At 39.4% G+C, this 26,542-nt stretch carries 22 protein-coding genes and 1 tRNA gene; 16 read left to right on the plus strand and 7 right to left on the minus strand.

Going from position 1 to position 26,542, the window contains the following annotated elements; all coding sequences use genetic code 11:
- Positions 1-6: 6 nt before the first annotated feature.
- From NE535_RS13890 to NE535_RS13900, 3 genes are all read left to right on the plus strand, one after another.
- A complete protein-coding gene (locus NE535_RS13890; RefSeq protein ID WP_261299220.1) occupies positions 7-1,275 on the plus strand; it encodes a sugar MFS transporter in 1,269 nt (422 codons plus the stop codon).
- Positions 1,276-1,571: 296 nt separating this feature from the next.
- A complete protein-coding gene (locus NE535_RS13895) occupies positions 1,572-2,786 on the plus strand; it encodes an RsmB/NOP family class I SAM-dependent RNA methyltransferase (protein ID WP_261299221.1) in 1,215 nt (404 codons plus the stop codon).
- A 156-nt stretch (positions 2,787-2,942) separates the two neighbouring features.
- The gene (locus tag NE535_RS13900) at positions 2,943-5,180 is read left to right on the plus strand and encodes a sensor domain-containing phosphodiesterase (RefSeq protein WP_261299222.1); all 2,238 of its coding nucleotides are present in this window, start codon (positions 2,943-2,945) and stop codon (positions 5,178-5,180) included.
- Positions 5,181-5,380: 200 nt separating this feature from the next.
- Here NE535_RS13900 and ald read toward each other — a convergent pair whose 3' ends face one another.
- Positions 5,381-6,496, minus strand: a complete 1,116-nt coding sequence (ald, locus tag NE535_RS13905) for an alanine dehydrogenase (protein WP_261299223.1) — start codon at positions 6,494-6,496, stop codon at positions 5,381-5,383.
- 182 nt (positions 6,497-6,678) lie between these two features.
- Here ald and lrp point away from each other — a divergent pair, with 182 nt between their 5' ends.
- From lrp to NE535_RS13940, 7 genes are all read left to right on the plus strand, one after another.
- Entirely contained in the window at positions 6,679-7,182 is a 504-nt protein-coding gene (lrp, locus tag NE535_RS13910) for a leucine-responsive transcriptional regulator Lrp (protein ID WP_261299224.1), read from the plus strand.
- Between the two features lie 247 nt (positions 7,183-7,429).
- Positions 7,430-10,129, plus strand: coding sequence for a DNA translocase FtsK (locus tag NE535_RS13915; protein ID WP_261299225.1), 2,700 nt, complete (start codon positions 7,430-7,432; stop codon positions 10,127-10,129).
- Between the two features lie 8 nt (positions 10,130-10,137).
- On the plus strand, positions 10,138-10,779 hold the full coding sequence (gene lolA, locus NE535_RS13920) for an outer membrane lipoprotein periplasmic chaperone LolA (RefSeq protein ID WP_261299226.1): 642 nt from the start codon (positions 10,138-10,140) through the stop codon (positions 10,777-10,779).
- Between the two features lie 6 nt (positions 10,780-10,785).
- Positions 10,786-12,117, plus strand: a complete 1,332-nt coding sequence (locus NE535_RS13925; protein WP_261299227.1) for a replication-associated recombination protein A — start codon at positions 10,786-10,788, stop codon at positions 12,115-12,117.
- Positions 12,110-12,484 (plus strand): fluoride efflux transporter CrcB, encoded by a 375-nt coding sequence (crcB, locus tag NE535_RS13930; protein ID WP_261299228.1) that lies wholly within the window; start codon positions 12,110-12,112, stop codon positions 12,482-12,484. The genes NE535_RS13925 and crcB overlap by 8 nt, the downstream gene beginning before the upstream one ends.
- A gap of 18 nt (positions 12,485-12,502) precedes the next feature.
- Positions 12,503-13,789, plus strand: a complete 1,287-nt coding sequence (gene serS / locus NE535_RS13935; protein ID WP_261299229.1) for a serine--tRNA ligase — start codon at positions 12,503-12,505, stop codon at positions 13,787-13,789.
- 78 nt (positions 13,790-13,867) lie between these two features.
- Positions 13,868-13,990, plus strand: coding sequence for a hypothetical protein (locus NE535_RS13940; RefSeq protein WP_261299230.1), 123 nt, complete (start codon positions 13,868-13,870; stop codon positions 13,988-13,990).
- 152 nt (positions 13,991-14,142) lie between these two features.
- On the opposite strand, the gene NE535_RS13945 is transcribed toward NE535_RS13940, so the two are convergent.
- From NE535_RS13945 to punR, 6 genes are all read right to left on the minus strand, one after another.
- A complete protein-coding gene (locus NE535_RS13945; RefSeq protein ID WP_261299267.1) occupies positions 14,143-14,472 on the minus strand; it encodes a TusE/DsrC/DsvC family sulfur relay protein in 330 nt (109 codons plus the stop codon).
- A 17-nt stretch (positions 14,473-14,489) separates the two neighbouring features.
- The gene (gene tusB, locus NE535_RS13950; protein WP_261299231.1) at positions 14,490-14,786 is read right to left on the minus strand and encodes a sulfurtransferase complex subunit TusB; all 297 of its coding nucleotides are present in this window, start codon (positions 14,784-14,786) and stop codon (positions 14,490-14,492) included.
- Positions 14,783-15,139, minus strand: coding sequence for a sulfurtransferase complex subunit TusC (gene tusC, locus NE535_RS13955; protein ID WP_261299232.1), 357 nt, complete (start codon positions 15,137-15,139; stop codon positions 14,783-14,785). Before tusC ends, tusB begins: the two co-directional genes overlap by 4 nt.
- Before the next feature lie 12 nt (positions 15,140-15,151).
- On the minus strand, positions 15,152-15,541 hold the full coding sequence (gene tusD / locus NE535_RS13960) for a sulfurtransferase complex subunit TusD (protein WP_261299233.1): 390 nt from the start codon (positions 15,539-15,541) through the stop codon (positions 15,152-15,154).
- Positions 15,542-15,599: 58 nt separating this feature from the next.
- Complete coding sequence (locus NE535_RS13965) at positions 15,600-16,259, minus strand: Bax inhibitor-1 family protein (protein WP_188839627.1); 660 nt, start codon at positions 16,257-16,259, stop codon at positions 15,600-15,602.
- 303 nt (positions 16,260-16,562) lie between these two features.
- Entirely contained in the window at positions 16,563-17,465 is a 903-nt protein-coding gene (gene punR / locus NE535_RS13970) for a DNA-binding transcriptional activator PunR (RefSeq protein ID WP_261299234.1), read from the minus strand.
- Positions 17,466-17,578: 113 nt separating this feature from the next.
- On the opposite strand from punR, the gene punC reads away from it, so the two are divergent.
- The 6 genes from punC (at position 17,579) to NE535_RS14000 (ending at position 26,349) form a co-directional block, all read left to right on the plus strand.
- Positions 17,579-18,847: a purine nucleoside transporter PunC gene (gene punC / locus NE535_RS13975; RefSeq protein WP_261299235.1), complete on the plus strand. Its 1,269-nt coding sequence runs from the start codon at positions 17,579-17,581 to the stop codon at positions 18,845-18,847.
- An 89-nt stretch (positions 18,848-18,936) separates the two neighbouring features.
- Positions 18,937-19,026: transfer RNA gene (locus NE535_RS13980), tRNA-Ser, on the plus strand.
- Between the two features lie 365 nt (positions 19,027-19,391).
- On the plus strand, positions 19,392-19,556 hold the full coding sequence (locus tag NE535_RS13985; protein WP_261299236.1) for a hypothetical protein: 165 nt from the start codon (positions 19,392-19,394) through the stop codon (positions 19,554-19,556).
- Positions 19,557-20,290: 734 nt separating this feature from the next.
- A complete protein-coding gene (locus NE535_RS13990) occupies positions 20,291-21,844 on the plus strand; it encodes a methyl-accepting chemotaxis protein (protein ID WP_261299237.1) in 1,554 nt (517 codons plus the stop codon).
- Between the two features lie 34 nt (positions 21,845-21,878).
- Positions 21,879-24,458: a bifunctional diguanylate cyclase/phosphodiesterase gene (locus NE535_RS13995; RefSeq protein WP_261299238.1), complete on the plus strand. Its 2,580-nt coding sequence runs from the start codon at positions 21,879-21,881 to the stop codon at positions 24,456-24,458.
- Positions 24,459-24,630: 172 nt separating this feature from the next.
- Positions 24,631-26,349 (plus strand): methyl-accepting chemotaxis protein, encoded by a 1,719-nt coding sequence (locus tag NE535_RS14000; RefSeq protein ID WP_261299239.1) that lies wholly within the window; start codon positions 24,631-24,633, stop codon positions 26,347-26,349.
- Positions 26,350-26,542: the final 193 nt, after the last annotated feature.

Here is a 26,542-nt window from a genome sequence, read left to right on the forward strand (position 1 = left end):
CTATTTATGGCGCTTTCAGCCCCCTCAAATACAACTGCCGAATCATCGGCTGGTAACGACAATTACCGTTTTGCACTGGTTTCGCTTACCTCGCTATTTTTTATGTGGGGATTTATTACTTGTTTAAATGATATTTTAATTCCACATTTAAAATCGGTGTTCTCGCTGAGCTACACCGAAGCAATGTTGATTCAGTTTTGCTTTTTTGGTGCTTATTTTTTAGTGTCACTGCCAGCAGGTAACTTAGTTAAAAAGCTAGGGTATCAAAAGGGAATTGTCACTGGATTAGCCATTGCCAGTTTCGGTTGTGCTTTATTCTATCCTGCAGCTGATTTTGCCGTTTATGGATTATTTTTAGCCGCGCTATTTGTGCTTGCATCAGGTATCACCATATTACAAGTCGCTGCCAATCCTTACGTAAATGCCCTTGGTAGTGTTGAAACGGCATCAAGTCGTCTTAATTTAACTCAGGCTTTTAATGCCCTCGGCACCACGGTGGCACCTTTTTTTGGGGCGGTGTTGATTTTATCAGTTGCATCAGGCGCGACGGCAGAATTATCTCATGCGCAAGCAGAAGCTGATGTCGTGAAACTACCATATTTACTATTATCAGGCATGTTGGCGTTATTAGCGGTGATTTTTTCAAGGTTATCATTGCCACAAATCGTTGAACATGCCGAACCAGCAGATGTCTCTGGCAATATTACTCATAATGGCAAAACCAGTGCGATGCAGTCGATACACCTTGTATTGGGCGCTGTCGGTATTTTTGTTTATGTGGGTGCAGAAGTCTCTATTGGCAGCTTTTTAGTCAGTTTTTTGGGGGAAGAAAGCATCGCAGGCCTTAAAGAAGCCGATGCCGCCAATTATATTGCGTATTATTGGGGCGGGGCGATGATAGGACGGTTTATTGGTTCAGTGGTTATGCAAAAAATTCCAGCCGGTACAGTATTAGCTTTTAATGCTTTGATGGCGTCAATACTGGTGTTGGTGGCGATGAATACCCAAGGTGCGATCGCTATGTGGGCGATTTTGGCGGTGGGGCTTTTTAACTCGATAATGTTCCCTACCATTTTCAGTTTAGCACTGCGTGATTTAGGCCCACACACCTCGCAAGGATCTGGCATTTTATGTTTGGCTATTGTTGGTGGCGCAATAGTGCCATTATTACAGGGTGTTATGGCTGACAACATGGGCTTACAACCTGCGTTTATTTTGCCGGTAATATGCTATGCCTTTATATTATTCTATGGTGCGAAAGGCGCGAAAATGTAGGTGATATTAGCGTGTTAATTGAATAAGCTAAGTTAAAGCGACCTTCTGGGTCGCTTTTTTATTGCTATCATTGCGGTTAATACCTATGATCGGCGCAAATATTCTATTGGTTCTCATTATTTAGTAAGTTTTAGCTAACGTAAGTTATCCATGTTTAAAAAAGCTGGTTCTCTAGTCATAATTAACTGGTTAATACTTTCGTGATGTGAAAAATGAATCGAACCTAATTAATGGTTCAAATAGTGAGTTGCTGTGGTTTGACGTTGTTTTTATCTTGTTGCTAAATTGAGAGTGTTATGCTGACTTTTCCTTTATCTGGTAGTTCTTCTGAGCTGGTGTTAAATGTGTTAACTATGGTGTTAAACCAGGGAAAACCTTTGGACCGCGCTTATTCGCATAACTTTTCGGGTTTAAAACTTGAGCCTTCTGAACAAGCCAGAATTACCCTTGTGGCGGGAGATATTCTGCGCCGCTTAAATCTGTATTGTTTTATTGTTGATATTGACCAGGATGAGTTTGACCGTTTAGGTTCAAAGCTACTTAATGGCTGGCATTTATTCCATGGGCTTGAGTTACCTAAAATGCAATATTCATTACAAGTCGATGAAAAACTACTGAAACAAAAAATTGAAACCGCTAAATCAATACCAACCTTATGGGATGGCTGCCCAGAATGGCTAGACACGCTTGGTCAAGCTCAGTTAGGCGATAAATGGCCTGCAGAGCGCGCGGCGTTAACGCAAGTCCCCGGTCGATTTATACGCGTCAATGAGTTAAAGACAAACCGTGAAAAGCTGATGATAAGTCTTGCCAAAGAAGGTGTCGAAACTCAAATAGTAGATACTGTCGACAGCGCCCTTGAAGTGACGTCCAATTCTGCATTATTTAGAACAGATTGCTTTCAAAAAGGATTATTTGAGCAACAGGATGCAGGTTCGCAATTAGTTGCCGCAGCCGTTGATGCTAAGCCTGGAATGCGAGTAGTGGATGCCTGTGCTGGCGCAGGGGGTAAAACTTTACACATTGCAGCGCAGATGCAAGGTAAAGGCCGATTATTGGCAATGGATATCGAACAATGGAAACTGGATAATCTTAAAACGCGTGCCAAAAGAGCAGGGGCTCATAATGTTGAAACGCGTATTATTGCCAGTTCTAAAACGATCAAACGCTTGAAGCTAACGGCTGATCGTGTTTTGCTTGATGTGCCATGTTCAGGGTTAGGTGTTTTAAAGCGAAACCCAGATTCAAAATGGCGTGACACTGCAGAGCGTTTACCTGTGCTTATCGATTTACAAAAACAGATTATTGATAGTTATAGCCGCATGGTTAAAGTTGGCGGCATGCTGATTTACGCAACCTGTTCAATTATGCCTGATGAAAATCGTAATCAAGTAGATCGTTTTCTCAGCGAGAATCCACATTTTAGCTTAATTGAAGATGAAACTATTTTAGTTTCAGAACAGGGTTTTGACGGTTTTTATCTGGCAAAAATGATCAGAAATGCCGAATAAAGACTAACTTACATGGATCAATTGTTAAATAGGTTTTGTTGTAAATGGAATGTAAGCTTGTAGTAACTAATGTTTGATAAAATGCGCTATTAGACTTAATCTAAAAGTAGCTGATTTTTTTAACTTACTTTTTGTTATTCGTTTATGCGGAGCAGTATGGATTCTGGTCAAATAGATATCAAAACTGATTTAGGCATTGTGCATACGGATGAGCACAAGTCTAGTCTTGAGCGCTATAGCGCCATTTTAAATATGGTGCTTGAAGCGGTACCTTTAGGCGAAATGTTACACAGTCTAGTATTGTTGATCGAAGCCCAAAAAATAGGTACTCGCGCGTCGGTATTGTTATTAAGTGATGACGGTACCCGCTTGTTATCTGGCGCCGCACCTAATTTACCAAATGATTACAACGAAGCCATTAATGGTGTTTTGATTGGCCCTAATGTCGGCTCATGTGGCACGGCGGCTTACCTGCAACAACGTGTTATTGTCGAAGATATTGAAAATCATCCTAACTGGACTGATTACAAAGCACTGCCCCTAAAAGCAGGCCTGCGCGCATGCTGGTCTGAGCCTATTTTTGATAGTATGGGCAATGTACTTGGTACTTTTGCAATGTACTACGACACCATTAAATCGCCTACCTCTCAAGATTTAAACTTAATTCAAGAAGCCGCAAGATTAGCGAGTTTAGCAATTGAACGCAGCAGAGGATTACACTTACAGCGCTTAAGTAGCAAAATTTTTGATAGCTTGCCTATTGCACTGGTTATCACAAACGAGCAAAACGCAGTGTTGACCTGTAACCCCAGTTTTGCGCAGTCGACAACATTGTATGATGTTAAGAATAACTACTTCAACCTTAGAACCTACCTCAAACCTTCTAATTCAGAATTATTGCAAGAACTGTTCAATACAATCCGTTTAGGTCAATCATGGCAAGGCGAGCTAAAAGCGCGAAAAAATATTAACGATATCATAGATATTGAACTAGTTGTCACTGTTATTCGTGATTCTTTAACACAGCAAAATTGTTATGCATGGATGATAACCGATATCACTGCCCGTAAAACGACAGAAAAATTAATCGATTTTCAGAATCATTATGATCAACTTACCGGTCTTGCCAATCGTAAACATCTATTTAAGAGGATGGATAGCTTAATTAGTGAGTCTCATTGTTTAGACGGTGAACATGACCCTTTCAGTATGATGATTTTAGATTTAGATCATTTTAAGCGAATTAACGATACTTTAGGTTCAGATAATGGCGATGAAGTACTACAAACGGTAGCGAAAAGGTTACTAGAGGTGTTACCCGATAATAGCTTGCCGGCTCGCATTGCTGCTGACGAGTTTGCAATTGTGCTTCCAGGTTATCAAAGTACAGAAAAACTATCCGACTTTGCGGAAAAAATCAAAGCAGCCATCAGTAAAGAAATGTCAGTGGCTAATCAGACAGTGTCATTGGGTATGAGCAGTGGTATTGCTACATTTCCAAGCGATGCTACAACGGCTGAGTTGATGCTTAACTGCGCCAGTCAGGCAATGTACAACGCCAAAGCGAGCGGTCGAAATTGTCATCAATTTTTCAATCAGAAAATACAATTAGAAGCAGAGCGAATTGCGCAATTGCATTTTCATTTGAAAAAAGCTATTAGCCAAAATGAGTTAGAGTTATTTTACCAGCCAATCGTTAATCCATTAACCGGTGACATTGTTAAAGCAGAAGCTTTATTGCGTTGGTGCCATAAGGGCCAATATATATCACCAGCTGAATTTATTCCTATAGCAGAACAGTCAGGTTTAATTGTTGAAGTTGGCGAATGGGTAAAAACTCAAGCTGTTATTACCGCGATGGACCTTAAAAAACGAGGCTTACATATTCCCATCGCTGTCAATGTGTCCACATTAGAGTTTTGGTCGTTAGAGCTTCAAACACGATTTTTACAGTTTTTTGACAATGTTGTCGAAAAACTCAATATCGACGCCTTCCCTTATGAAATGATCACACTAGAAATCACTGAATCCTTAATGATGAAACAACAAAAAGAGGTATGCGAATTACTGTCTTTATTACGTCAAAGAGGTATCAAAATTTCAATCGATGACTTTGGTACAGGATATTCATCATTGTCTTATTTGGTTAGCTTTCCTGTTGATCAAATTAAAATTGATAAGTCATTTATTCACCAACTTGAAACTGATCCCAGACATAAAGCATTAGTCGAGGCTATTGTTAGTATGAGTCGTGCTTTAGATTTAACAGTAATTGCTGAAGGGGTCGAAACTCAAAGGCAGTTGGACTTTGTCAATCAACAACAAATTCAAGCTGTACAAGGGTATTTTTATTATAAACCCATGTCTAAGCAAGACTTCTTTAAGTTGATGTAAGATATTGATTAAAGTGGTATTTCGTCTTTCTGGCGAGCTTTTTATTTTTGTTGTTTAAAACAGCGCTTTATATTGCCTAATGAGTTAGATACAGAATAATGTTCTGTTTCTTGGGCTTGGCCATTATCCCATAAAAATTGAATAAAAAAATACCGCTGAATCAGCGGTATTCTATTGATTTCATTAACTTACTAATTTAATTATGCAAGTAAGCTTTTAGGATCAGTGAATGTCAAAGATAGCGCTTCAGCCACTTCTTTACATACAATCTTACCGTGCATCACGTTCAAGCCATTTAATAAGTGCTTGTCGCTTAATAATGCTTCTTTATAGCCTAGGTTTGCTAATCGGATGATATAAGGCAGTGTTGCATTGTTAAGTGCAAATGTTGAAGTACGTGCAACAGCACCAGGCATGTTGGCTACACAGTAATGCACTACGTCATCCACAATATAAGTTGGATCTTGGTGAGTAGTAGCATGTGATGTTTCAACACATCCGCCTTGGTCAATCGCAACGTCGACAATTGCACTACCAGGCTTCATACGCTTAATCATATCTTTAGTGACAAGTTTAGGTGCAGCTGCACCAGGAACAAGTACACCACCAATTACTAAGTCAGCTTCTAATACATGACGTTCAATGGCGTCTGCAGTTGAGTAAACCGCTTTAACAGCTGAACCAAACTGAACATTTAAACGACGTAAAGCATCAATGCTACGGTCTAAAACAACTACATCAGCACCCATACCCACAGCCATTTGCGCGGCATTTGTACCAACCATGCCACCGCCAATAATCACAACTTTAGCAGGCTCAACACCAGGAACTCCGCCCAATAACATGCCACGGCCGCCTAATGATTTCTCTAAAGCACGAGCACCCGCTTGAATAGACATACGACCAGCAACTTCAGACATCGGAGCAAGTAGTGGTAAGCCGCCACGGTCATCAGTTACGGTTTCATAAGCGATACAAACGGCTCCGCTTTTCACGAGATCTTCGGTTTGTGGTAAATCTGGTGCTAAGTGTAAATAAGTAAATAAAATCTGGTCGTGACGTAGCATCGCACGCTCAACAGCTTGTGGCTCTTTTACTTTTACAATCATTTCTGCTTTTGTGAAGACTTCCGCTGCAGTCGCTAAAATTGAAGCGCCGGCATCAATATAGTCTTGATCAGTAAAACCAATACCAACACCAGCATCAGCTTGAACAAAGACTTCATGACCTTTAATAGTCAATTCGCGAACACTTGAAGGAACCATACCAACACGATATTCGTGGTTTTTGATTTCTGTTGGAACACCAATAATCATTTTTGAGCCTCGATTTGTATAGTACTCGTAGGGGAGACGAGTAATTTTATTATTAATTATTTACCCTGAACGTGCTTATTTCAGGAGGCTCTAGTATAGTACCGCTCCAGCAGTTTATGCTGCTGAAGTTTGATAATAAAAAGATAATAATGTTGTTAAAGTGGTGCAATAGAGTTAAAAATATGGCAAATAATAAGAATTATTCAATTAAAGATTTAGACCGTATTGATAGAAACATTTTGAATGAACTGCAAATGGATGGCAGAATTTCAAATGTTGAATTATCAAAGCGTGTCGGTCTTAGTCCAACCCCTTGTCTTGAAAGGGTTAAACGTCTTGAGAAACAAGGTTTTATTAACGGATATACAGCATTAGTGAATCCGCATTATTTAGGCGCTTCATTGTTAGTATTTGTGGAGATCACGTTAAACCGTGATACCCCTGATATTTTTGATCGTTTCAATCGTGCTGTTCAGTTACTCGATGATATTCAAGAGTGTCATTTGGTCTCTGGTGATTTTGACTATTTATTAAAAACCCGTGTGTCCGATATGTCAGCTTATCGTCGTTTGTTGGGGGAAACCCTGTTAAAGCTTCCTTCAGTTTCTGATACTCGTACCTACGTTGTGATGGAAGAAGTTAAGCAAACAAATAAAGTCGCGCTTAATTTAATTGCCGAGTTGTAATATTTGTCGAGTTAGCTGTAAATCGCAGCAGTTAACCCTTCAAGTCTCCTTAAGCAGAAATAGGCTATTACTCAGCTATTTCTGCTTATTATTTACCCAGCCTGTCTTATTCGCGATTTAAGCGATGAAATCCTCTTCACATTCGATTGAGCTTATGGCTTCCACAGTGCATAATCACTGAAAACACAGATTATTCTGTGATAATCTATTTAATTACTGTCTTTAATTTCATGTATGGATGATACCGTTGACTCAGGGAAATAGTTTAAAAACGCTCAGTGGTCTACAGCGACTACTTGAAGGCGGCTTAATTTTTTGTTGCATGGTAGCAACATACATATTATTAGCATTATCTAGCTTCAGCCCAAATGACCCAGGCTGGAGCCAATCGCATTTTCAAGGTGAAATTCATAATTGGACAGGTGCCGTTGGCGCCTGGACTGCAGATGTATTGTTGTATTTCTTTGGTTTCATTGCCTACTGTATTCCCGTCATAATAGCCACCACCGGGTGGTTCTTCTTTAATCGTGCGCACAAGTTATTAGAAATTGATTATTTCTCAGTTGGTTTACGTATTATTGGCTTCATGCTAATGGTATTAGCCTTGGCCGCCTTAGTCAGTATGAATGTCGATGATGTCTATGTGTTTTCTGCCGGAGGAGTGGCGGGGGATGTGATTAGCCAGGCTATGTTGCCGTACTTTAATGTAATGGGGACTGTTCTGCTTTTACTGTGTTTTATTGGCGCTGGGTTCACTTTAGCTACAGGGATCAGTTGGCTAACCATTATCGAGTTACTTGGGAACGGTGTTATCTGGTTAGCGAAAAAAGTATGGTCTTTACCACAATCACTCAAACGCGATCGTGAAACCGAAGACACTCGCGGATTTATGTCAGTGGTTGATAAGTTTAAGCAACGCCGTGAAAGTGGTTTTGACGATGAGTTATCCCAACCACTTGTTGCCGATGATGACAACGTAACTAACATTAAGATCAATCCAGTTGATGATGAAATTAATCATGTTACAGATATTAACACTACAGTTAAGCCGACGATAAAACCATTTTCTATACCTGAACCTAAGGCAGACAAGAAGCGAAGTATTTTCAGCCGTAAAGTGAAAGACGCGCCAGTTGAGCCTAAAATTGAAGCAGATTATGGTGATGACGTCGATCGACTTGAGCCTAAAATGTTTCAACAGGATATTAATGATTTAGAACCTTCATTTGATTCTTGGTCGGCAGAAGATGAAGATAAAATCCCCAGCTTTTCTGCTATTGATGATCTTAATGATCTTGATGATAACCATGACATAATTGATGAACCTGAATTTGAACAGGTGCATTCAACTGGGGCGTTAGTTGCACAGCAACAACCTAAAAAAGAAGCTAAAATTGTTGATGGCATTGTCATGATTGATGGTCAGGCACCTGAAACACCAAGAGCGCCTATGGCACCGTTGCCAGACCTAAGTTTACTTGATATCCCCGATAGAAAGAAGAATCCCATTAGTGAGGAAGAACTTGAGCAGGTCGCTCGTTTAGTTGAAATTAAGTTGGCCGATTTCAATATTGTCGCCAATGTTGTCGGAGTCTATCCTGGCCCAGTCGTAACCCGTTTTGAATTAGAACTTGCTCCAGGTGTTAAAGCCTCAAAAATCACTAATTTATCAAAAGATTTAGCGCGTTCTTTATTATCAGAAAACGTGCGGGTTGTTGAAGTTATTCCCGGAAAAGCCTACGTAGGCCTAGAATTACCGAATAAATTCCGTGAAACCGTCTTTATGCGGGACGTGCTAGATAGTGATGCTTTCAGAGAGAGTAAATCGAAATTGTCTATGGTGTTAGGCCAAGATATTTCAGGCGAGCCAGTCATTGTTGATCTCGGTAAAATGCCGCATTTATTAGTCGCTGGTACAACGGGCTCGGGAAAATCTGTAGGCGTAAACGTGATGATCACCAGTTTGCTGTATAAGTCTGGTCCCGATGATGTTCGATTTATTATGATCGACCCTAAGATGCTTGAATTATCAGTGTATGAAGGCATCCCACATTTATTGTGTGAGGTTGTCACTGATATGAAAGAAGCTGCCAATGCTCTGCGTTGGTGTGTTGGCGAAATGGAGCGTCGTTATAAATTGATGTCAGCTTTAGGTGTTCGTAACTTAAAAGGTTATAACATCAAAATTAAAGAAGCGGCAGCAAGAGGTGAGTACATCCCTGATCCACTTTGGAAACAATCTGAAAGTATGCTTGATGAAGCGCCACCATTGGATAAATTACCCGCCATTGTAGTGGTGGTTGATGAATTTGCCGATATGATCATGATTGTAGGTAAAAAAGTGGAAGAGCTAATTGCTCGTATTGCCCAAAAAGCACGCGCGGCAGGTATTCATTTGATATTAGCGACACAGCGACCATCAGTTGATGTGATCACAGGCTTAATTAAAGCTAATATTCCAACTCGAATCGCTTTTCAGGTGTCATCACGCATTGATTCGCGCACGATTTTAGATCAACAGGGTGCTGAAACCCTACTAGGTATGGGTGACATGCTGTATTTACCCCCTGGTACAAGTGTTCCTAACCGAGTGCATGGTGCATTTATTGATGACCACGAAGTACATAAAGTCGTAGCCGATTGGTGTGCACGTGGTAAACCACAATATGTGCAAGAAATTTTGAATGGCGTGTCAGATGGTGAGCAAGTGTTGTTACCTGGCGAGTCAGCAGACTCTGATGATGAACTGGATGCTCTTTATGATGAAGCGGTCGCATTTGTTACCGAAACGCGCAGAGGTTCTATTTCCAGTGTTCAAAGAAAGTTCAAAATTGGTTATAACCGTGCAGCAAGAATAATTGAGTCAATGGAAGCACAAGGTATTGTTAGCTCCCAAGGCCATAATGGCAATCGTGAAGTATTGGCGCCACCGCCACCAAGAAATTAGGAAAAGTTATGCGATTAAAGCAAATAGCCATTATTACAATTGCAGCAGTTAGCTTGATGGGCAGTAGTATTGTACTTGCCAACGATGCTGAGGCGTTGCGTGGCAAGCTGACAAATATTGATAATTTACATGCTAAATTTCAACAAAAAGTTACCGACGTGAACAACAAGCCTATTCAAACAGGTAATGGTATTTTTGCGTTGTCATATCCGAATAAATTTTATTGGCATTTGACCGAGCCTGATGAATCTTTAATTGTGGCTGATGGTTCAAGTTTGTGGATATATAACCCGTTTGCTGAAGAAGTAACGGTAATGGATGTCTCTCAAGCCGTAGATGCGTCACCAATCGCCTTATTAGTTCATCGCGATGAAGCCACATGGTCGCAGTACAATGTTAAACAATCAGCTAAAAAATCCGATTGCTTTGATATTGTCCCAAAAGAAGCCAAAGGCAGTGTGATTGCGGTGACTGTGTGTTTTAACAACAATCAGTTGTCGGCTTTCGATTTAACTGACGAGCAAGGCAATTTAAGCCAATTTAGCTTACTTGAACAGCGCAGTGTTACGCCAACTGAGCAATCTTTGTTTCACTTTGCCCTCCCTGAAAATGTTGATATTGATGATCAACGTTTAAAGCAGATCCAATAATTATTCGTGGCCAATCTAGATTTTAATTTCGCACCCGATTTTCGCCCATTAGCGGCGAGAATGCGGCCGCGTGATATCAACGAATATATTGGTCAAATGCATTTACTTGGAGCTGGGCAACCGTTACGTAAAGCGTTAGAGGCTAATCGAGCCCACTCGATGTTGTTATGGGGGCCGCCAGGTACAGGAAAAACCACTTTAGCCGAGTTAGTCGCGCATTATGCTAATGCCCATGTAGAACGTATTTCTGCAGTGACTTCAGGTGTCAAAGATATTCGCGCTGCGATTGACCAGGCAAAAGCTGTTGCTCAAAGCCGTGGCCAACGAACATTATTATTTGTTGATGAAGTTCATCGTTTTAACAAAAGCCAACAGGATGCCTTTTTACCGTTCATTGAAGATGGCACGGTTATTTTTGTTGGCGCAACAACTGAAAATCCCTCATTCGAAATAAACAATGCGCTTTTATCACGTGCCAGGGTTTATTTAATTAATCGATTAAGCAATGATGAAATTATTCAAATTGCCCAGCAGGCATTAATAGATGTTGAGCGAGGTTTGGGTAAAAGACAGCTGCTATTACCCGATAATGTGGCTAATTCATTAGCACAAATTTGTGATGGTGATGCCCGAAAAGCGCTTAACTTGATTGAGTTAATGGGAGATTTAGTTGCCGATAACGGTGAGTTTACTCTTGATATGCTGACCCAAGTAGCGGGTCATCAAGTGGCTGGCTACGATAAAAATGGCGACCAATTTTACGACTTAATTTCAGCGGTGCATAAATCGGTTCGCGGCTCTGCACCTGATGCGGCGCTTTATTGGTATTGTCGGATATTAGAAGGTGGCGGTGATCCGTTATATGTTGCTAGACGATTGTTAGCCATAGCCTCTGAAGATATCGGCAATGCCGATCCTATGGCAATGACAGTGGCAATCAATGCTTGGGACTGTTTTCATCGTTTAGGTCCAGCAGAAGGCGAGCGAGCCATCGCACAAGCTGTGCTTTATCTTGCCAGTGCCCCTAAAAGTAATGCTGTTTATACTGCATTTAAGCAAGCTAGAGACTTGGCTAAGCAAACAGGGCATGAACCTGTGCCAAACCATTTACGAAATGCACCCACTCAGCTAATGAAAGATATTGGCTATGGCCAACAATATCGCTATGCCCATGATGAGCCTGATGCCTTTGCGGCAGGTGAGAATTATTTTCCTGAATCACTACAAGATGCACATTTTTATCAGCCAACAAATCGTGGTTTTGAAAAGCGCATTCAAGATAAATTGGCCAATTTAGCCCAACGAGATCAACATAGTGAGCTAAAACGCTATGACTAATATACTGTTTGTGGCATTGGGCGGTTCAATTGGCGCTGTTTTGCGCTATCTTATTTCAATTTTTATGATCCAAGTATTTGGAAGCAGTTTCCCTTTTGGTACACTGTTGGTCAACGTATTAGGATCGTTTTTAATGGGGATAGTTTATGCCTTAGGGCAACTTAGCCATTTAAGCCCTGAAGTAAAGTCACTTGTAGCTGTTGGCTTACTTGGAGCATTAACTACCTTTTCTACTTTTTCTAACGAAACCTTATTGCTGATGCAAGAGGGTTTATGGTTTAAAAGTATGCTTAATGTGTTGTTGAACGTGACCCTGTGTTTATTCATGGTGTACTTAGGTCAGCAACTAATTTTTTCTCGCGTTTAACTAAAAAGAACTGACAACATGCTAGATCCAAAATTTTTGCGTAACGAACTTGAAGACACAGCTAAACGTTTAGCTGCCCGTGGTTTTACCTTAGATGTAGAGCACATTTCGGCATTAGAAGACAAGCGTAAAACGCTACAGGTCGACACCGAAGAGCTGCAGGCTTCTCGCAATGCGATTTCTAAGTCCATTGGTCAAGCTAAAGCACGTGGTGAAGATACAAGTTCGATCATGGCACAAGTCGGTGATTTAGGTGCTCAGTTAGACGCTAAAAAGACCGAGTTAACCGCGTTATTGCAAGAATTAAATCTACTTGCAATGAGTCTGCCTAATTTACCAGACGATGCCGTGCCTCAAGGTGCTGATGAAAACGACAACGTCGAAGTGAGACGTTGGGGTACCCCTAAAGCGTTTGATTTTGAAGTTAAAGATCACCTTGATTTAGGCGAAGCTCTACAAGGTTTAGACTTTAAAAATGCCGTTAAAATTACTGGTTCGCGCTTTATTGTGATGAAAGGTCAAATCGCGCGTTTAAATCGCGCCCTTGGTCAATTCATGCTTGATACTCATACTAATAAACATGGTTATACTGAAGCCTATGTGCCGTTATTAGTGAATGAAGATAGCTTATTAGGTACAGGACAATTGCCTAAATTTGGCGAAGATTTATTCCACACCAAACCAGCAACTGAAGAAGCCCAAAGTCTATCTTTGATCCCAACAGCCGAAGTACCACTGACTAACTTGGTGCGTGATACGATTGTTGATGAAGCTGAATTACCGATAAAAATGACTGCCTTAACAGCATGTTTCAGAAGTGAAGCTGGCTCTTACGGCCGTGATACACGTGGCTTAATTCGTCAGCACCAATTTGATAAAGTTGAGTTAGTGCAAATCGTTCACCCAGATCATTCAATGGCGGCATTAGATGAGTTAACTAAACATGCTGAAAGCATTTTAGAAGCGCTGGAACTCCCTTACCGTACAGTTGTTTTGTGTACTGGTGACATGGGCTTTGGTGCAAGTAAAACATTTGATATTGAAGTGTGGTTACCGGCGCAAAATACTTACCGTGAAATCTCTTCTTGTTCAAACATGAAGGATTTTCAAGCGCGTCGTATGCAGGCTAGATACCGCAATAAAGTGGACAACAAACCCGCTTTATTACACACCTTAAATGGTTCGGGTTTAGCCGTAGGTCGTACTTTGGTGGCGGTTATTGAAAACTACCAGAATGCAGATGGTACTATTACGGTACCTGCAGTATTACGTCCTTATATGGGTGGTTTAGAAGTTATCGGATAAATCCGAAAGTTATTGACTTGGAACGACTTTTTCATTAAAAATAGCAGCATTAGATATTTTTGTTGAGAAAGTTAATTCATGGCTCGAAAGCCTAAAAATAACAGTGTGGTATATTCTGTTGTGATGTATTTTTTTGGTTTTGTGGTATTAGTTCAGCTGAGCCAGGCCTTATATATTTTACTTGAAAATACGTTACCGTAATTTGCCTGCAACACATAAAGCCTCGAAGAATTGCTCTTCGGGGCTTTATGTTTTTAGCTTGGCAGCTATGTTTGGATTGAATTGCTCACTAACTAACTAACCTCAACTCGGGTTAACAGATGGCTCAATAAGCTGAATTCAATATACTCTACTTAGAGGCACTTAGCGGGTTTTGGTAGGCCTGCAATCTTAGTTGCCTGCTTTGCAGGGCCAACGGGGAATAGGGTATAAAGATACTTTGAGTTGCCTTTATCTGGCCCTAAACTTTGCCCAATCGCTTTTACCAATACTCTAATAGCCGGACTGGTTTTGTATTCTAAGTAAAAATGACGTACAAAGTGGATCACTTCCCAATGTGCGTCTGACAATTCAATGTTTTCAGTCGCCGCAAGTATTGGCGCCATGTCTTGTTGCCAATCCTCGACGTTTTTTAAATAACCCTGTTTATCGGTCTCGATTGCTTGGCCGTTAAACTCAAACATAAATTCAAAAGTTGAACTTACCATGTAATCACCTTGTTGTGTCGCAGCGTTTGATAGACGAATTCATGTTCATCGATCAGATTAATTTCAATGTTGCGTATAGTCGTTAATTTAGATCGTAATCCACGCGCTTCGACATCATCTTTTAAAATATAAATAGGTATAGCTGCCAACAAGATAATCAAGTCTGGGTAAAGTAAAACATTGACCGCATCAGCTGTTAGAATAATGCTGTCGCCTGGGCTGATATACCGTAAACATAAACGTAATGCATTGTCATGGCTAGTGGATGTTTGAATGTGATGTAAAATCAAAATACCAATACCTCATCAGCGTCCGCGAGTGCAGCACTAATGGCAACAGCCTCTGCTATTTGCACATCAATGGCTAACTCATGTTGATTGATACCAAGCGTTTCAAGAGATTGCTTACAGGCCAATACCGTGTCTATTTCGTATAAGTCAAAGGCTTTAAAAACCGAGACATAATCTTTGCTACCCGCTAACGTTGCCTGTTGATTGGGTAATAGATGCAATACAGCTTCATCACAAAATACCAGCGACACTTGTTGCTCAAAACTGGCACTTAATAAAGCAAAATCAATCCCTTCACGGGTGGTTGTGGTGCCATAAGGGGAATGCCGAAATACAATACACACTTTTTTCATTATATTATTGTCCTAAAAACACACTAAACGATCGGCATGTTCGATACCACTGACCAATTCTCCCAAGCCGCCCATGGTGAATGTGCTATCACTGTTCCATTGTGACTTGTTATTTTCTTCGGCATCTTGCTCAGATAAAACCCCGCGCCTTAGCGCTGCAGATACACAATTGATAAGTGGCACTTGTTGTGAGTGAGAAAACTCAACCCATAGTTGATGCAGATTAATTTCATCAGAGGCCGGACAATGTAATGAATTGCTGTTTTGCACACCATCTTGGTAAAAAAATACTTTGATTACCTGATGGCCTGCAGAGGTAGCCGCTTGGCAGAACTTAAGGGCTCTGATGCTGGCAGTAGACCCATAAGCGGGACCGTTAACTTGGACGATGAATTTATTCATTATAAAAAAAATGACCCTAAAGTAGAGTCATTTTATCTTAATTTATCAGCAATGACGATTAATCGTCGTTACCCATGCCTAATAAATGAAGTAGGGCCATGAATAAGTTGATAAAGTTTAGGAATAATGAAATGGTGGCACGAATATAGTTTGTTTCACCACCGTTGACGATACGGCTTGTATCAAACAAGATTAAGCCCACCATTAACATGGCTACCGCAGCTTGAATAGCCATGAATGCGACACCGTTGCCAACAAACATGTTGATCAGCGACGCACCAATCACCACAAGTAATCCGGCAAACAGGAAACCACCCATAAAGCTGAAGTCTTTTTTGGTGGTTATAGCGTAAGCCGATAACGATACGAAAATAATCGATGTTAAACCGAAAGCTTGCATGATTAATTCAGGACCGTTTGCTAAGCCAACATAGTGATTTAAGATATAACCCAGTGATGCACCTTGCATACCAGTGAAAGCAAAAATCCATGCTAAACCAGAAGCGTTATCAGCTTTTTTCAATGTCACCATCATCACAACGATACTGCCTAAAGACAGACCGATTGACATAAAGGGACCAATATTCAATGCCATTGCAACACCAGCCATAACAGCAGCAAATGCTAACGTCATTGAAAGCAGCATATAGGTGTTTTTAATGAGTTTGTTTGTTTCCATCGTCGTAGCATGTTGGCTCGACAAAGTGTGTTGATTCATAAGCGTCTCCAAGACATTTAAATACGTGTTCTAGCGTGTTGAACCAGGCAGCTTTGTTATAAACTGACTGACAGTAATTCGTTAATGAACGGCCAGCTTAATATAAATTGCTGCGTCCATCATTATAATAAAGCCAACTTATCATTAAAGCGTGTTAATTTTTTATTCGCTTCATTGTCAACAAGCTAACTTAATTGAATCTTAAAAATTAGCGTTTGGCACAAATTTCATTGTAACAATTGAATAGCGACATTACATTTACATATGGGGCTATTTTATTAATATTCAAGTTATTAGGCTAAATTAAGCTAACCACTCACGATGAAGCTTCTCTGTGTCACCCAAATAATCAAGCACCCATTGAAGAGCAGGGGACATACGGTCTTGGTCCCACGCTAAACAACACGGACTTGATGGTTTAGGATTTTGTAATGTTTTTTCAATTAACATCCCACTGGTGATAAAAGGCTGTGCAAGATGGATTGGCATATAACCAATACCTAAACCAGAACGAAAACAGTTAATTGCACGGATCCAATCTGGTACGACTAAACGTCGCTGGTTGTCTAATAACCAGGTGGTACGTTTAGGGATTTCTCTAGAGGTATCTTCAAGACAAATTGCCGGATATTGACGAAGTTCATCATCAATTAACGGTCTATCAATTTCGGCTAGTGGATGATTTTTACTGACTAAAAAAGCCCATTCAATATCCTTCATATCACGATACTGATAAACACCACCCACAGGTATCGCAGTGGTCGCGCCAATTGCCACCATACTTCGCCCACTGGCCAATGATTCCCAAACCCCATTAAATACTTCGATTTGAATGATTAATTCCACATCATTAAAGTGTCGATAAAAGTCTGCAATTAAAGAGCTAATTTTATCCGCACGTACAATGTTATCTAGCGCAATCGACAAGGTCGGTTGCCAGCCATTAGCTACCCGTTGTGTTTCACGTTTAAGCTCATCCATTTGCCTGAGCAATTCTCGTGCGTGTTGCAAAAAGTGCTTACCTGGCTCAGTTAAGGTTACCGAGCGATGATGTCGCTCAAATAACACTACGCCAATATCTGTCTCTACCTGTTTGACGGCATAACTTACCGCAGAGGGCACTTTATGTAACTCATTTGCCGCTGCGGTAAAACTGCCTAATCTGGCAACGATGTCGATCATATGGAGTGTTTGCTCTGAAAGCATAGTAAAACCTTTGCTGTGATATTTTTTGATAGCTATGTTCGAATATAAACGTTTCACAGAATAATTTCTAATAATTACACTATGTCTAATGAAAAATAATTTGAGTATTAGATATGAGTAAACAACAAAAATCCCCAGGTGTTATTGAGAAAGCTGGTTTTTTTCTCTATTTAACTATTTTGAGTATGCTGTGTTTTATTGCCACAGATATGTATTTGCCTGCTTTTAAATCAATTGAAGGCTCACTTAACGCATCAACTGCAGATGTGGCAATGTCACTTACGACATTCTTAGCGGGTTTAGCTTTTGGTCAACTACTTTATGGCAAGTTAGTTGAAAAATGGGGCAAACGAAATTCATTACTTTTAGGCTTAATGTTATTTGTATTGGCAACCGGCTTGATCATTGTCAGCGATAATATTGTGATGATGAATATTGGCCGTTTCATCCAAGCCATTGGTGTGTGTAGTGCAAGTGTTATCTGGCAAGCTTTGGTTATCGAAAAGTATGACGCTGAAGAGTCACAGCATGTATTGTCGAACATTATGCCATTAGTTGCATTATCACCCGCAATAGCACCATTAATAGGTGCGTTCTTCTTATCATATTGGGGATGGCAAAGTATTTTTGTTTGCTTAGCTTTATTGGGTGCCATATTGATTCTAATGACCCAGTTTTTTGTCAAAGCCGATAAGCCAAGTGTTGAAGCCATCCATGCGGACAAAAATAAAGCCATCACCTTTAAACAGATGTTAGCAAATCCATTTTATGTGGGTAATGTGATGATATTTGCCGCTTGCTCAGGTGCCTTCTTTTCATATCTAACGTTATGGCCTGCGGTGATGGATAAGTTTGGCTTTGATGCAACAGCCATTGGGTTAAGTTTTATTCCGCAAACAATAATGTTCATTGTTGGTGGGTATGGCGGTAAAATTCTGATCAAACGTCTCGGTAGCCAAACCGCATTAAAAGTACAATTGGGTCTGTTTTTTACAACGACAATATTAATCTCAATCATAACGATCGTTTTTGAGATGACGACTATCTATCCACTATTAATTGTATTTGCTTTTATGGCTGCAGCGAATGGTGCGATTTACCCTATTGTTGTGAACAATGCATTGCAAACATTCAAAGATGATGCCGCTAAAGCTGCGGGTTTACAGAATTTTATTCAAATCAGTGTCGCATTTGGAGCATCAAGTATTGTGGCAGCATTCGCAGGAGCAGGTGAGCAGGCAATTGGTTTAGGTATATTAATTTGTTCAGTGATAGTGTTTGGCGCCTATTACACAAGTCGGCATGTAACATGGAAAAGCTTACAAAACTCTTTCACCATGCCAGATCCTGCACGTATAGCAATAAAGCAGTCTAAAGACTAACCACATTGGTTTTAAAGTAATCATATAGACAATTATTTTAAATTAGGGCTTTACAGCTTCAAGAGGTTGTCATATTATTCGCGGCGTTCGGAGGGATGGCAGAGTGGTCGAATGCACCGGTCTTGAAAACCGGCAACGGTTTACCCCGTTCTAGGGTTCAAATCCCTATCCCTCCGCCATATTAAATATGAAAAGGCCTTATCGAAAGATAAGGCCTTTTTGTTTGGTAAATGGTAAGGATTCAAACCTAGGGTTCCTGTTTATAACAAGCAGGCTATCCTTCCACCATATTTATCGAGAAAGCCCCATCAGAAATGATGGGGGCTTTTTTGTGTCAGTATCTATAGTGTTTGAGCCTAGGGAACCTGTATATTAGGATACAATTCCTTCGCCATAGTAAATACGGAAAAGCCTTTTATTATCAACGGTTTTTTTTAACGTTAGGGTGGTTTTTCAGGGGAATTGACTCAGACAATGTAGGCAGATTGTCTGAGACTACGCTTAAGCTTATTAGTATCCGTATGACTAAGGATGCTTGCCATCAATGATATTAAATGTTCTGAATGATTTCCCTGAAAATAAATTATCGCTCATAAAATCTATTGCCCAACATTCATTGGCCTTTGCAGGTAACGCGAGAGATTCTGGCTCTCGAGAGGGTAAGCGCTTTTTGCCTTTTCGTCGTAAGTTAAGCTTTAAACCACAATAAACGCGATACACAGGTTTATGATTCCATTTATGACCAAGTAAACGTAGCCGTTTAAATATCTTCCGAAACCTATAAGCTCTGTGCTTTTCTGCAATGTCTGATACTGCCTCAATAATATCCTCATCATCGATGCGTTTGCATTAATAATAAAATGTGCAACGACTGATAGTCATCGTATCACAAGCCAACACAACACCTAGGCCATATTCATGAATGGCATAGTGGGCTTATACCTTTCGCTCTGCTGGCTTTATAGCTTTTTTCAACAATCTCTTTTAACGCTATGTTTTACAAACTGACATCCGCAAACATCTTTTAAAAGGGGAGTAAAATAAGCCAAAAACACAGTTCATGCTTTATGGATGGTGTGTAACAGACACTATGTAACTGCAATTTAGCTAAGATGCTTCACTATTCTTGTCTATAAATCGTACTTCAAAATTCGCTCCCTATCAGTTATTTACCTATTTTCTATCTAATTTTTATCTTTTTTTGCCTGATGTTGTCTTTTTGTTATCAGGTTGTGTGATGTGCGTCTCAAATCATTTGTTCTACGATTAACTTATTTAATGATCCGACGATATAGTCTATGAGAATAAGATTTTTAAAAAATCAGAGAAAATACTCAAAAATGGTTCAAATTCAATGGGCAAGTTTCATTCTCTACATCTACAATTACTACTAGACCAAGCCTACCTTACATTAAAATGAAACTAGAAGATTAATAGGGACATATGAAATCAAATACGCCTATAACCAAAAAAGAAAGGACATTTTCTCCTAACACAAAGCTAATTTCCGTCACCGATACTCAGGGGAATATTCTTGATTGTAACGATGCCTTTGTTAGTGTTAGTGGGTTTCAAAAGAGCGAATTAGTTGGTCAGCCACATAATATTGTTCGTCATCCAGAGATGCCCGCAGCAGCATTTGGCATAATGTGGTCACATCTAAAAGCGGGTAAACCTTGGATGGGCTTAGTAAAGAATCGTTGTAAAAATGGTGATTTCTACTGGGTTGATGCCTATGTCACACCGATGACAGACAAAGGTAAAGTGATTGGTTATGAATCTGTTCGCTCGTGTCCTAAACGCGAAGATGTCGCAAGAGCGGAAATGTTATATGCCCAGATTAATAACGGCAAAAATACATCAAAATCTCTGCATATTGCATCCGAATATTTATTACTTCTTGTAACCCTTATAGCCTCCGGATTATTTTTTATGTCCGGTCAGCAAGGTGTTTCTGAAATTGTTCTTTTCATTGGGGTTATTATTTTTGCTGCGATGGTATATTTAAAAAGTAAATCAATAATAAATGCTTTGAATAATATGCTTAAAACGAGTTTTTCTCATGAGCTAGCAGCAAAAACCTATACAAAGTCACATGGTGAACTAGGCTTACTCGAAGTCGCTATTTTAAGTTCAAATGCACATTTAGGGACTATTCTTACTCGTATTGAAAATGCGGCAATGCATGTTAACAAAGGTGCTGAGCTGGGCTATAACTTGACCGTAAAAAATTGTGGTGAAATACAAAAACAGCAAGAAGAGACTTTTCAAGTTGCCACCGCAATGAATGAGATGACCACTGCGATTGCTGAAGTCTCACAACACGTGTCTGATACTGCTAACCATGCAGAAATAGCCCATAGTTTGTCGATTAAAGGAACTAAGGTTGCAGAAGTCACCCGCCAATCGATACAAAGGTTAAGAGATACGGTTTTAGATATTAGCGCCTCAGTGAGTGAGGTTTCAACTCAAACTACTTGTATTGCACAAGCAGCACAAATCATTGAACAAATAGCAGACCAAACAAATCTACTTGCTCTTAATGCGGCGATAGAGGCGGCTAGAGCAGGCGAACAAGGTAGAGGTTTTGCCGTTGTAGCAGATGAGGTTCGTACCTTAGCAAAGCGTACACAAGAATCAACACAAGATATTTATCAGATTGTGCGCGAATTGACCTCAAAAGCACAGAATGCGGTAGATACTGCCAACCTTGGGACAAAAGCTGCTGATGATGGGCTTGATAAGGTTGTTGAAAGTGCTCAAATGCTTGACGGAATATCTGAAGCGGTTGAGCAAATTGCTCAAATGTCAACACAGATGGCGACTGCTGTAGAGGAGCAAGCCCATGTGGCAGAGGATATTAATCGTCAAATTGTTAATATTTCTGATTTAGCAAATGATAGCGCTGCCAGTGCAAATCTCACATCTGACTCGATAACTCAACTTAAAAAGACAGCAGATGAGTTAGAAGAACTTGTTGTACGCTTTAAGCAATAAATACTTTAGCATTTATTTATCAGGTATAGGCATAATGTTTAAATATCAAAAAGTATTTAATGAAGTTTCATTTCGACACATTGTGGAGTCGCAAGAGACTGTTTTGGTTAAACATCTTCAAGAATTAAATATTGATTTAAACGCTGGTATTTTGTTTTTAGGGGTAAGGGATGGAAAAACAGCCTCAACTATCATTACGATAAGAGAACAAAAAAGGGTAAACAACTTAACCTATAACTTAGAGGGCTCTCCCTGTGAACAAGTGTTAAATGACGGAGTTTGTTGCTTCCCGAAAGACACGGCTAAGTTATTTCCTGATGATAAAACCCTGTTAGATTTGAAGGTTGAAGGCTATATTGGTTCATCGATAAAAAATGAAGCTGGCGATCCTATTGGGATTTTAGTTGCGTTATTCTTTAAGCCAAAATCTGAATTACCAATAAAATTAAAAATATTTGATATCTTTTCTAATTTTATATGCACTTACATTCAAAAATGCCATCTTGATTATCAAACTAACTCACATTTATCTTTATTTAAAGAAGTAGAAGTGATTTCAAAAACTGGTGCGTGGGAATATCATATTGAAACTAAACAAGTCTTTTGGACAGATGAGGTATATTCAATATGTCAATTTTCAAAAGATAGTAAATTAACGACAAAGCAAGTTAAATGTTTTTTCGCAGAACACGAACGTAAAAGAGTAAATGAAGTTGTAAAAAGCGTATTAACAAATGGTAAATGTTTCGAAGAAGATTTTGAGTTTGTTGATGCCAAAGGCATAGAAAAATGGCTAAAAGTTACTTGTAAACCCTTAATGAATGATAAAGGTCGTATTACGAGCGTCTATGGTGCTTTTGAAGATATTACTAAAGAAAAATCACTATTATTACAAGAAAGTGAGCGTTCACAAAAACTAGATAATATTTTAAATAATATCAATGAAGCAGTTATTACGATTTGTCGCTCCGGGGTTATCCAGCACGTCAACCAAGCTGCTCTGAGTATATTTCAATATTCAGCTAACGAGCTTATAGGTCAAGATATATCAAAATTAATGCCTGAACCTTATGCCTTCCAACATCATCATTATATGCAGTCATATGAAAATACTGGTGTGCCAAAAATCATTGGTGTTGGTCGTCAATTAACCGCTAAACGTAAGAATGGCGATATCTTTCAGATCGAATTGGCCATAACTCAATCATTTTCACTTGGTGAAGTTCAATACATAGGGGTTATTCGAGATATATCTGAACGAATATTAGCTCAAGATACCATTTATAATATCGCTTATACGGACAAATTGACTCAATTAAAGAACAATCAATGGTTTGAAAAAGAATGTAAAGATTTATTGCTTCTTGCCTCAATTAAAAGTCAGTGTATTTATGCTCTAATGTTAAATATAGATAAAATGTCACAGTTTAATTTGCAGTTTGGTTTTGAACAAGGTGATAGAGTCTTAAAGCAAATAGCAGTAAACCTTGGTATCGCAATTGGTAACGATTTCAATATTTATAGATACGGCGGTGATTCATTTGTCATTTTATATAATAAGGTTTTTACAAAAGATGATTTTCTTAAATTAAATCTAAATTTCATTAAGACTACTTTACTTGATCCCCAAAATTATATCTTAAATGTAGGTGATAATGATATTGTACTCACTGCGTCTTTAGGTGCGGCAACTTTTGAGCCGGATAGGCAATCCTATGAAAGCATCAACCATATTCTTGGTCATGCGCTGCGAAGTGCAAAAAAGCACGCTCCATTTGGTTTCCATCACATCTTAGAAGAAGGAGTTGAAGAGTTTGATCGTTTTGTTCAGCTGCATAAACTTTTAAAAAGCATTACTGAAAGTGAAGAGTTATCTTTGGCATTTCAACCTCAGTATACCAATACCGGTGAGATAAATTCCTTTGAAACACTTATTAGATGGAATTCCTCCGTTTATGGATGGGTTAGCCCTGCTGAATTCATCCCATTAGCTGAAGAAACCGATGCCATTATAAAAATTGGAGATTGGGTATTAGCAAATGCATGTATGGCTATTCAAGAATTAATGCACTTAGGATTACAAACGAGTGTCTCTGTTAATATCAGTGCTAAGCAAATAGTAGCTGCAAATTTTTCTGATAAGTTAATAGACTTAGTCACTGAAATGAAAATATCAGCCAATATGTTAGTGCTTGAACTCACTGAAACAGCATTAATCGTTGACATTGCACTAGTAAAGCAAGTGATGAATGAAATAAGTAAACACGGTTTTCGTTTTTCTATTGATGATTTCGGCACAGGCTATTCAAGCCTTGCTTATTTAAAAGAGTTGCCTATTTCTGAATTAAAAATAGACAAATATTTTATTGATGATATTGAAGACAGTGAAAATGATTATGTGATTGTCGATGCCATTATTGATATGGCTCATGCATTAGGGGTCAATAGTGTTGCTGAAGGTGTCGAAACTAAAGAGCAATACGAATACTTGAAAAGAAAAAACTGTAACATTTATCAAGGGTATTATTTTTCAAAGCCTGTTGATATTCAAACTTGGCGAGAGATGATAGCAATTGAAAGTAATAGCCATGAAAATAGACCTGATTTTAGCTGAACTAGTCAATATGATTTTAAAGCTTAAAAAAGTTGATTTAGATCAACTTACCCACTGAATTAACTCAACTTATCCTGTATTGAGTCGATGTTTTATATCAGTGGGTCTATCTTAAATTGAGTACTCATAATTAGTTAGCATCAAAAATAACAAAGTATAAAGAGAAGATATTATGTCAACTTTGGAACCGTCATTAGCGCAAGGTAAGCTCGATAATACAACTAAAACAGGTGGTTTTTTTGACAGGTTCAAATCAGTGAGAGTTCAGCTCAAATTGAACATTTCCCTGATAATTGTGGCTTTTGCATTTTTAGGTTACGAAGGCATTACAGGCATGCAGGATTCAGGAGCGTCTATCGGGGATCTTTATAAGCAAGGAATGCAGCACAGTATTCGGGCAGGTAAAATACTTAACGAACTAGAAAAAGCGCGTAGTGGTTTACTGTTAGGGTTTCAACACAATCCAACTAATGAATTTTACGAGATGCATAGTCATCCCTTGTCGGTACATATTGAAGCATCTCAGCAGTCAATCGCGTTACTGCATAACATTGTTGATAATGAGATTATAAGCTCAGATCTTGATGACTCTGAACGCCAGCAGATCAATGAATTAGTCAAGTTACTCGACAATGTGACTAACAAAGGATTTGAGCCTGCTATAGCGGCATTAAGTGAAGGCGATTATACAAACTCTAACCTCATCTTACTCACGCAAATTAATCCCTTGTTTAAAGATATCAGTGCGATAGCTCAGTCATTTTTGGATATACAAATTAATGAAGGCAAAATGAGCTTTGAAGCATCGCAAGCCAATACAGCCGTTTACATATGGTTAGTAGCGATTTTTTCTGGACTGAGCATGTTAGTTATCGTATCGAGTTCAAGCTTCATTATTAAGCGAGTTAATCAGGCGGTTACTCAGCTAGAAAGCACTGCTGTTGAAATTGCCTCAGGTAATTTGACCAAACGAATCAACCTCGGTGGAAATGATGAGTTTTCTCACATTGCCGAACATGTCAATCGTATCGCATCCGATTTTCAACGTGCGGTAATCAATACACATCAGTCAACCTCACGGCTTGCCAGCTCTGCTGAAGAAAATGCCGTTGTCGCGACGCAAACTCAACGGAATGTATTAGAACAGCAGCAGCAAACACAATTAATTGCTACCGCTATTCATCAATTTTCTGCCACTGTTCGTGAAGTCGCTCAAAGTGCTGCTGGTGCGGCAACTGTATCTGAAGAAGCTAATTCTGCTGCACATGGAGCACAGGCGATTGTAAATGAGAGTATTTCTGTGATCGATGCTCTTGCGACTGATTTAGTTAGAGCCAGCGAATCAATGACCCTGCTCGCTCAACATTCAGATGAAATTGGCAGTGTGGTTGATGTTATTCAAGGGATATCAGAGCAAACAAATTTACTGGCACTTAATGCCGCTATTGAAGCCGCGCGAGCAGGTGAACAAGGCAGAGGTTTTGCAGTAGTAGCTGATGAGGTGCGTTCGCTTGCCAAACGTACACAAGACTCTACTGAAGAAATCATGAAAATGATCCAGCGATTACAGCAAGGTTCACAAGAATCGATGCAGCTAATGAAAAGTGGCACCGAGCAAGTGAAATTAAGTGTTGAGCAATCGATGTTAGTAAAAGATGCCCTGCAACGTATTTTGAGTAGTATAGAAGAAATCAATGGCTTGAATGCTCAAATTGCGACCGCTTCAGAACAGCAAAGTTCAGTGACGGAAGAGATCAATATTAATATCACTAACATCAGTGACATTTCAGACCAAACCGCAGAGGGGGCTAAACAAAGTAGCGCGGCTACCGAAGATTTAGCCCGATTAGCTGAGTCAATGGAGTCGGATATTGCACACTATAAGGTGTAAGCAGTTGATGGAAGATACAGAACGTGTATTTGATTATATTAGTTTTTAGATTATTGTAATCAAATCCACTTAGTTAAGTTTTTTGATGTGTTTTTAAATCGGGGGGGAGATTAATTTTGAGGTTACTTTAGCAAGCTATGTTCTCTTTTCAACTTAAAAATAATATTAAAGAGACTCAACATAGCGACTACAA

Source organism: Shewanella holmiensis (assembly GCF_025370255.1).
Lineage (GTDB): Bacteria > Pseudomonadota > Gammaproteobacteria > Enterobacterales > Shewanellaceae > Shewanella > Shewanella holmiensis.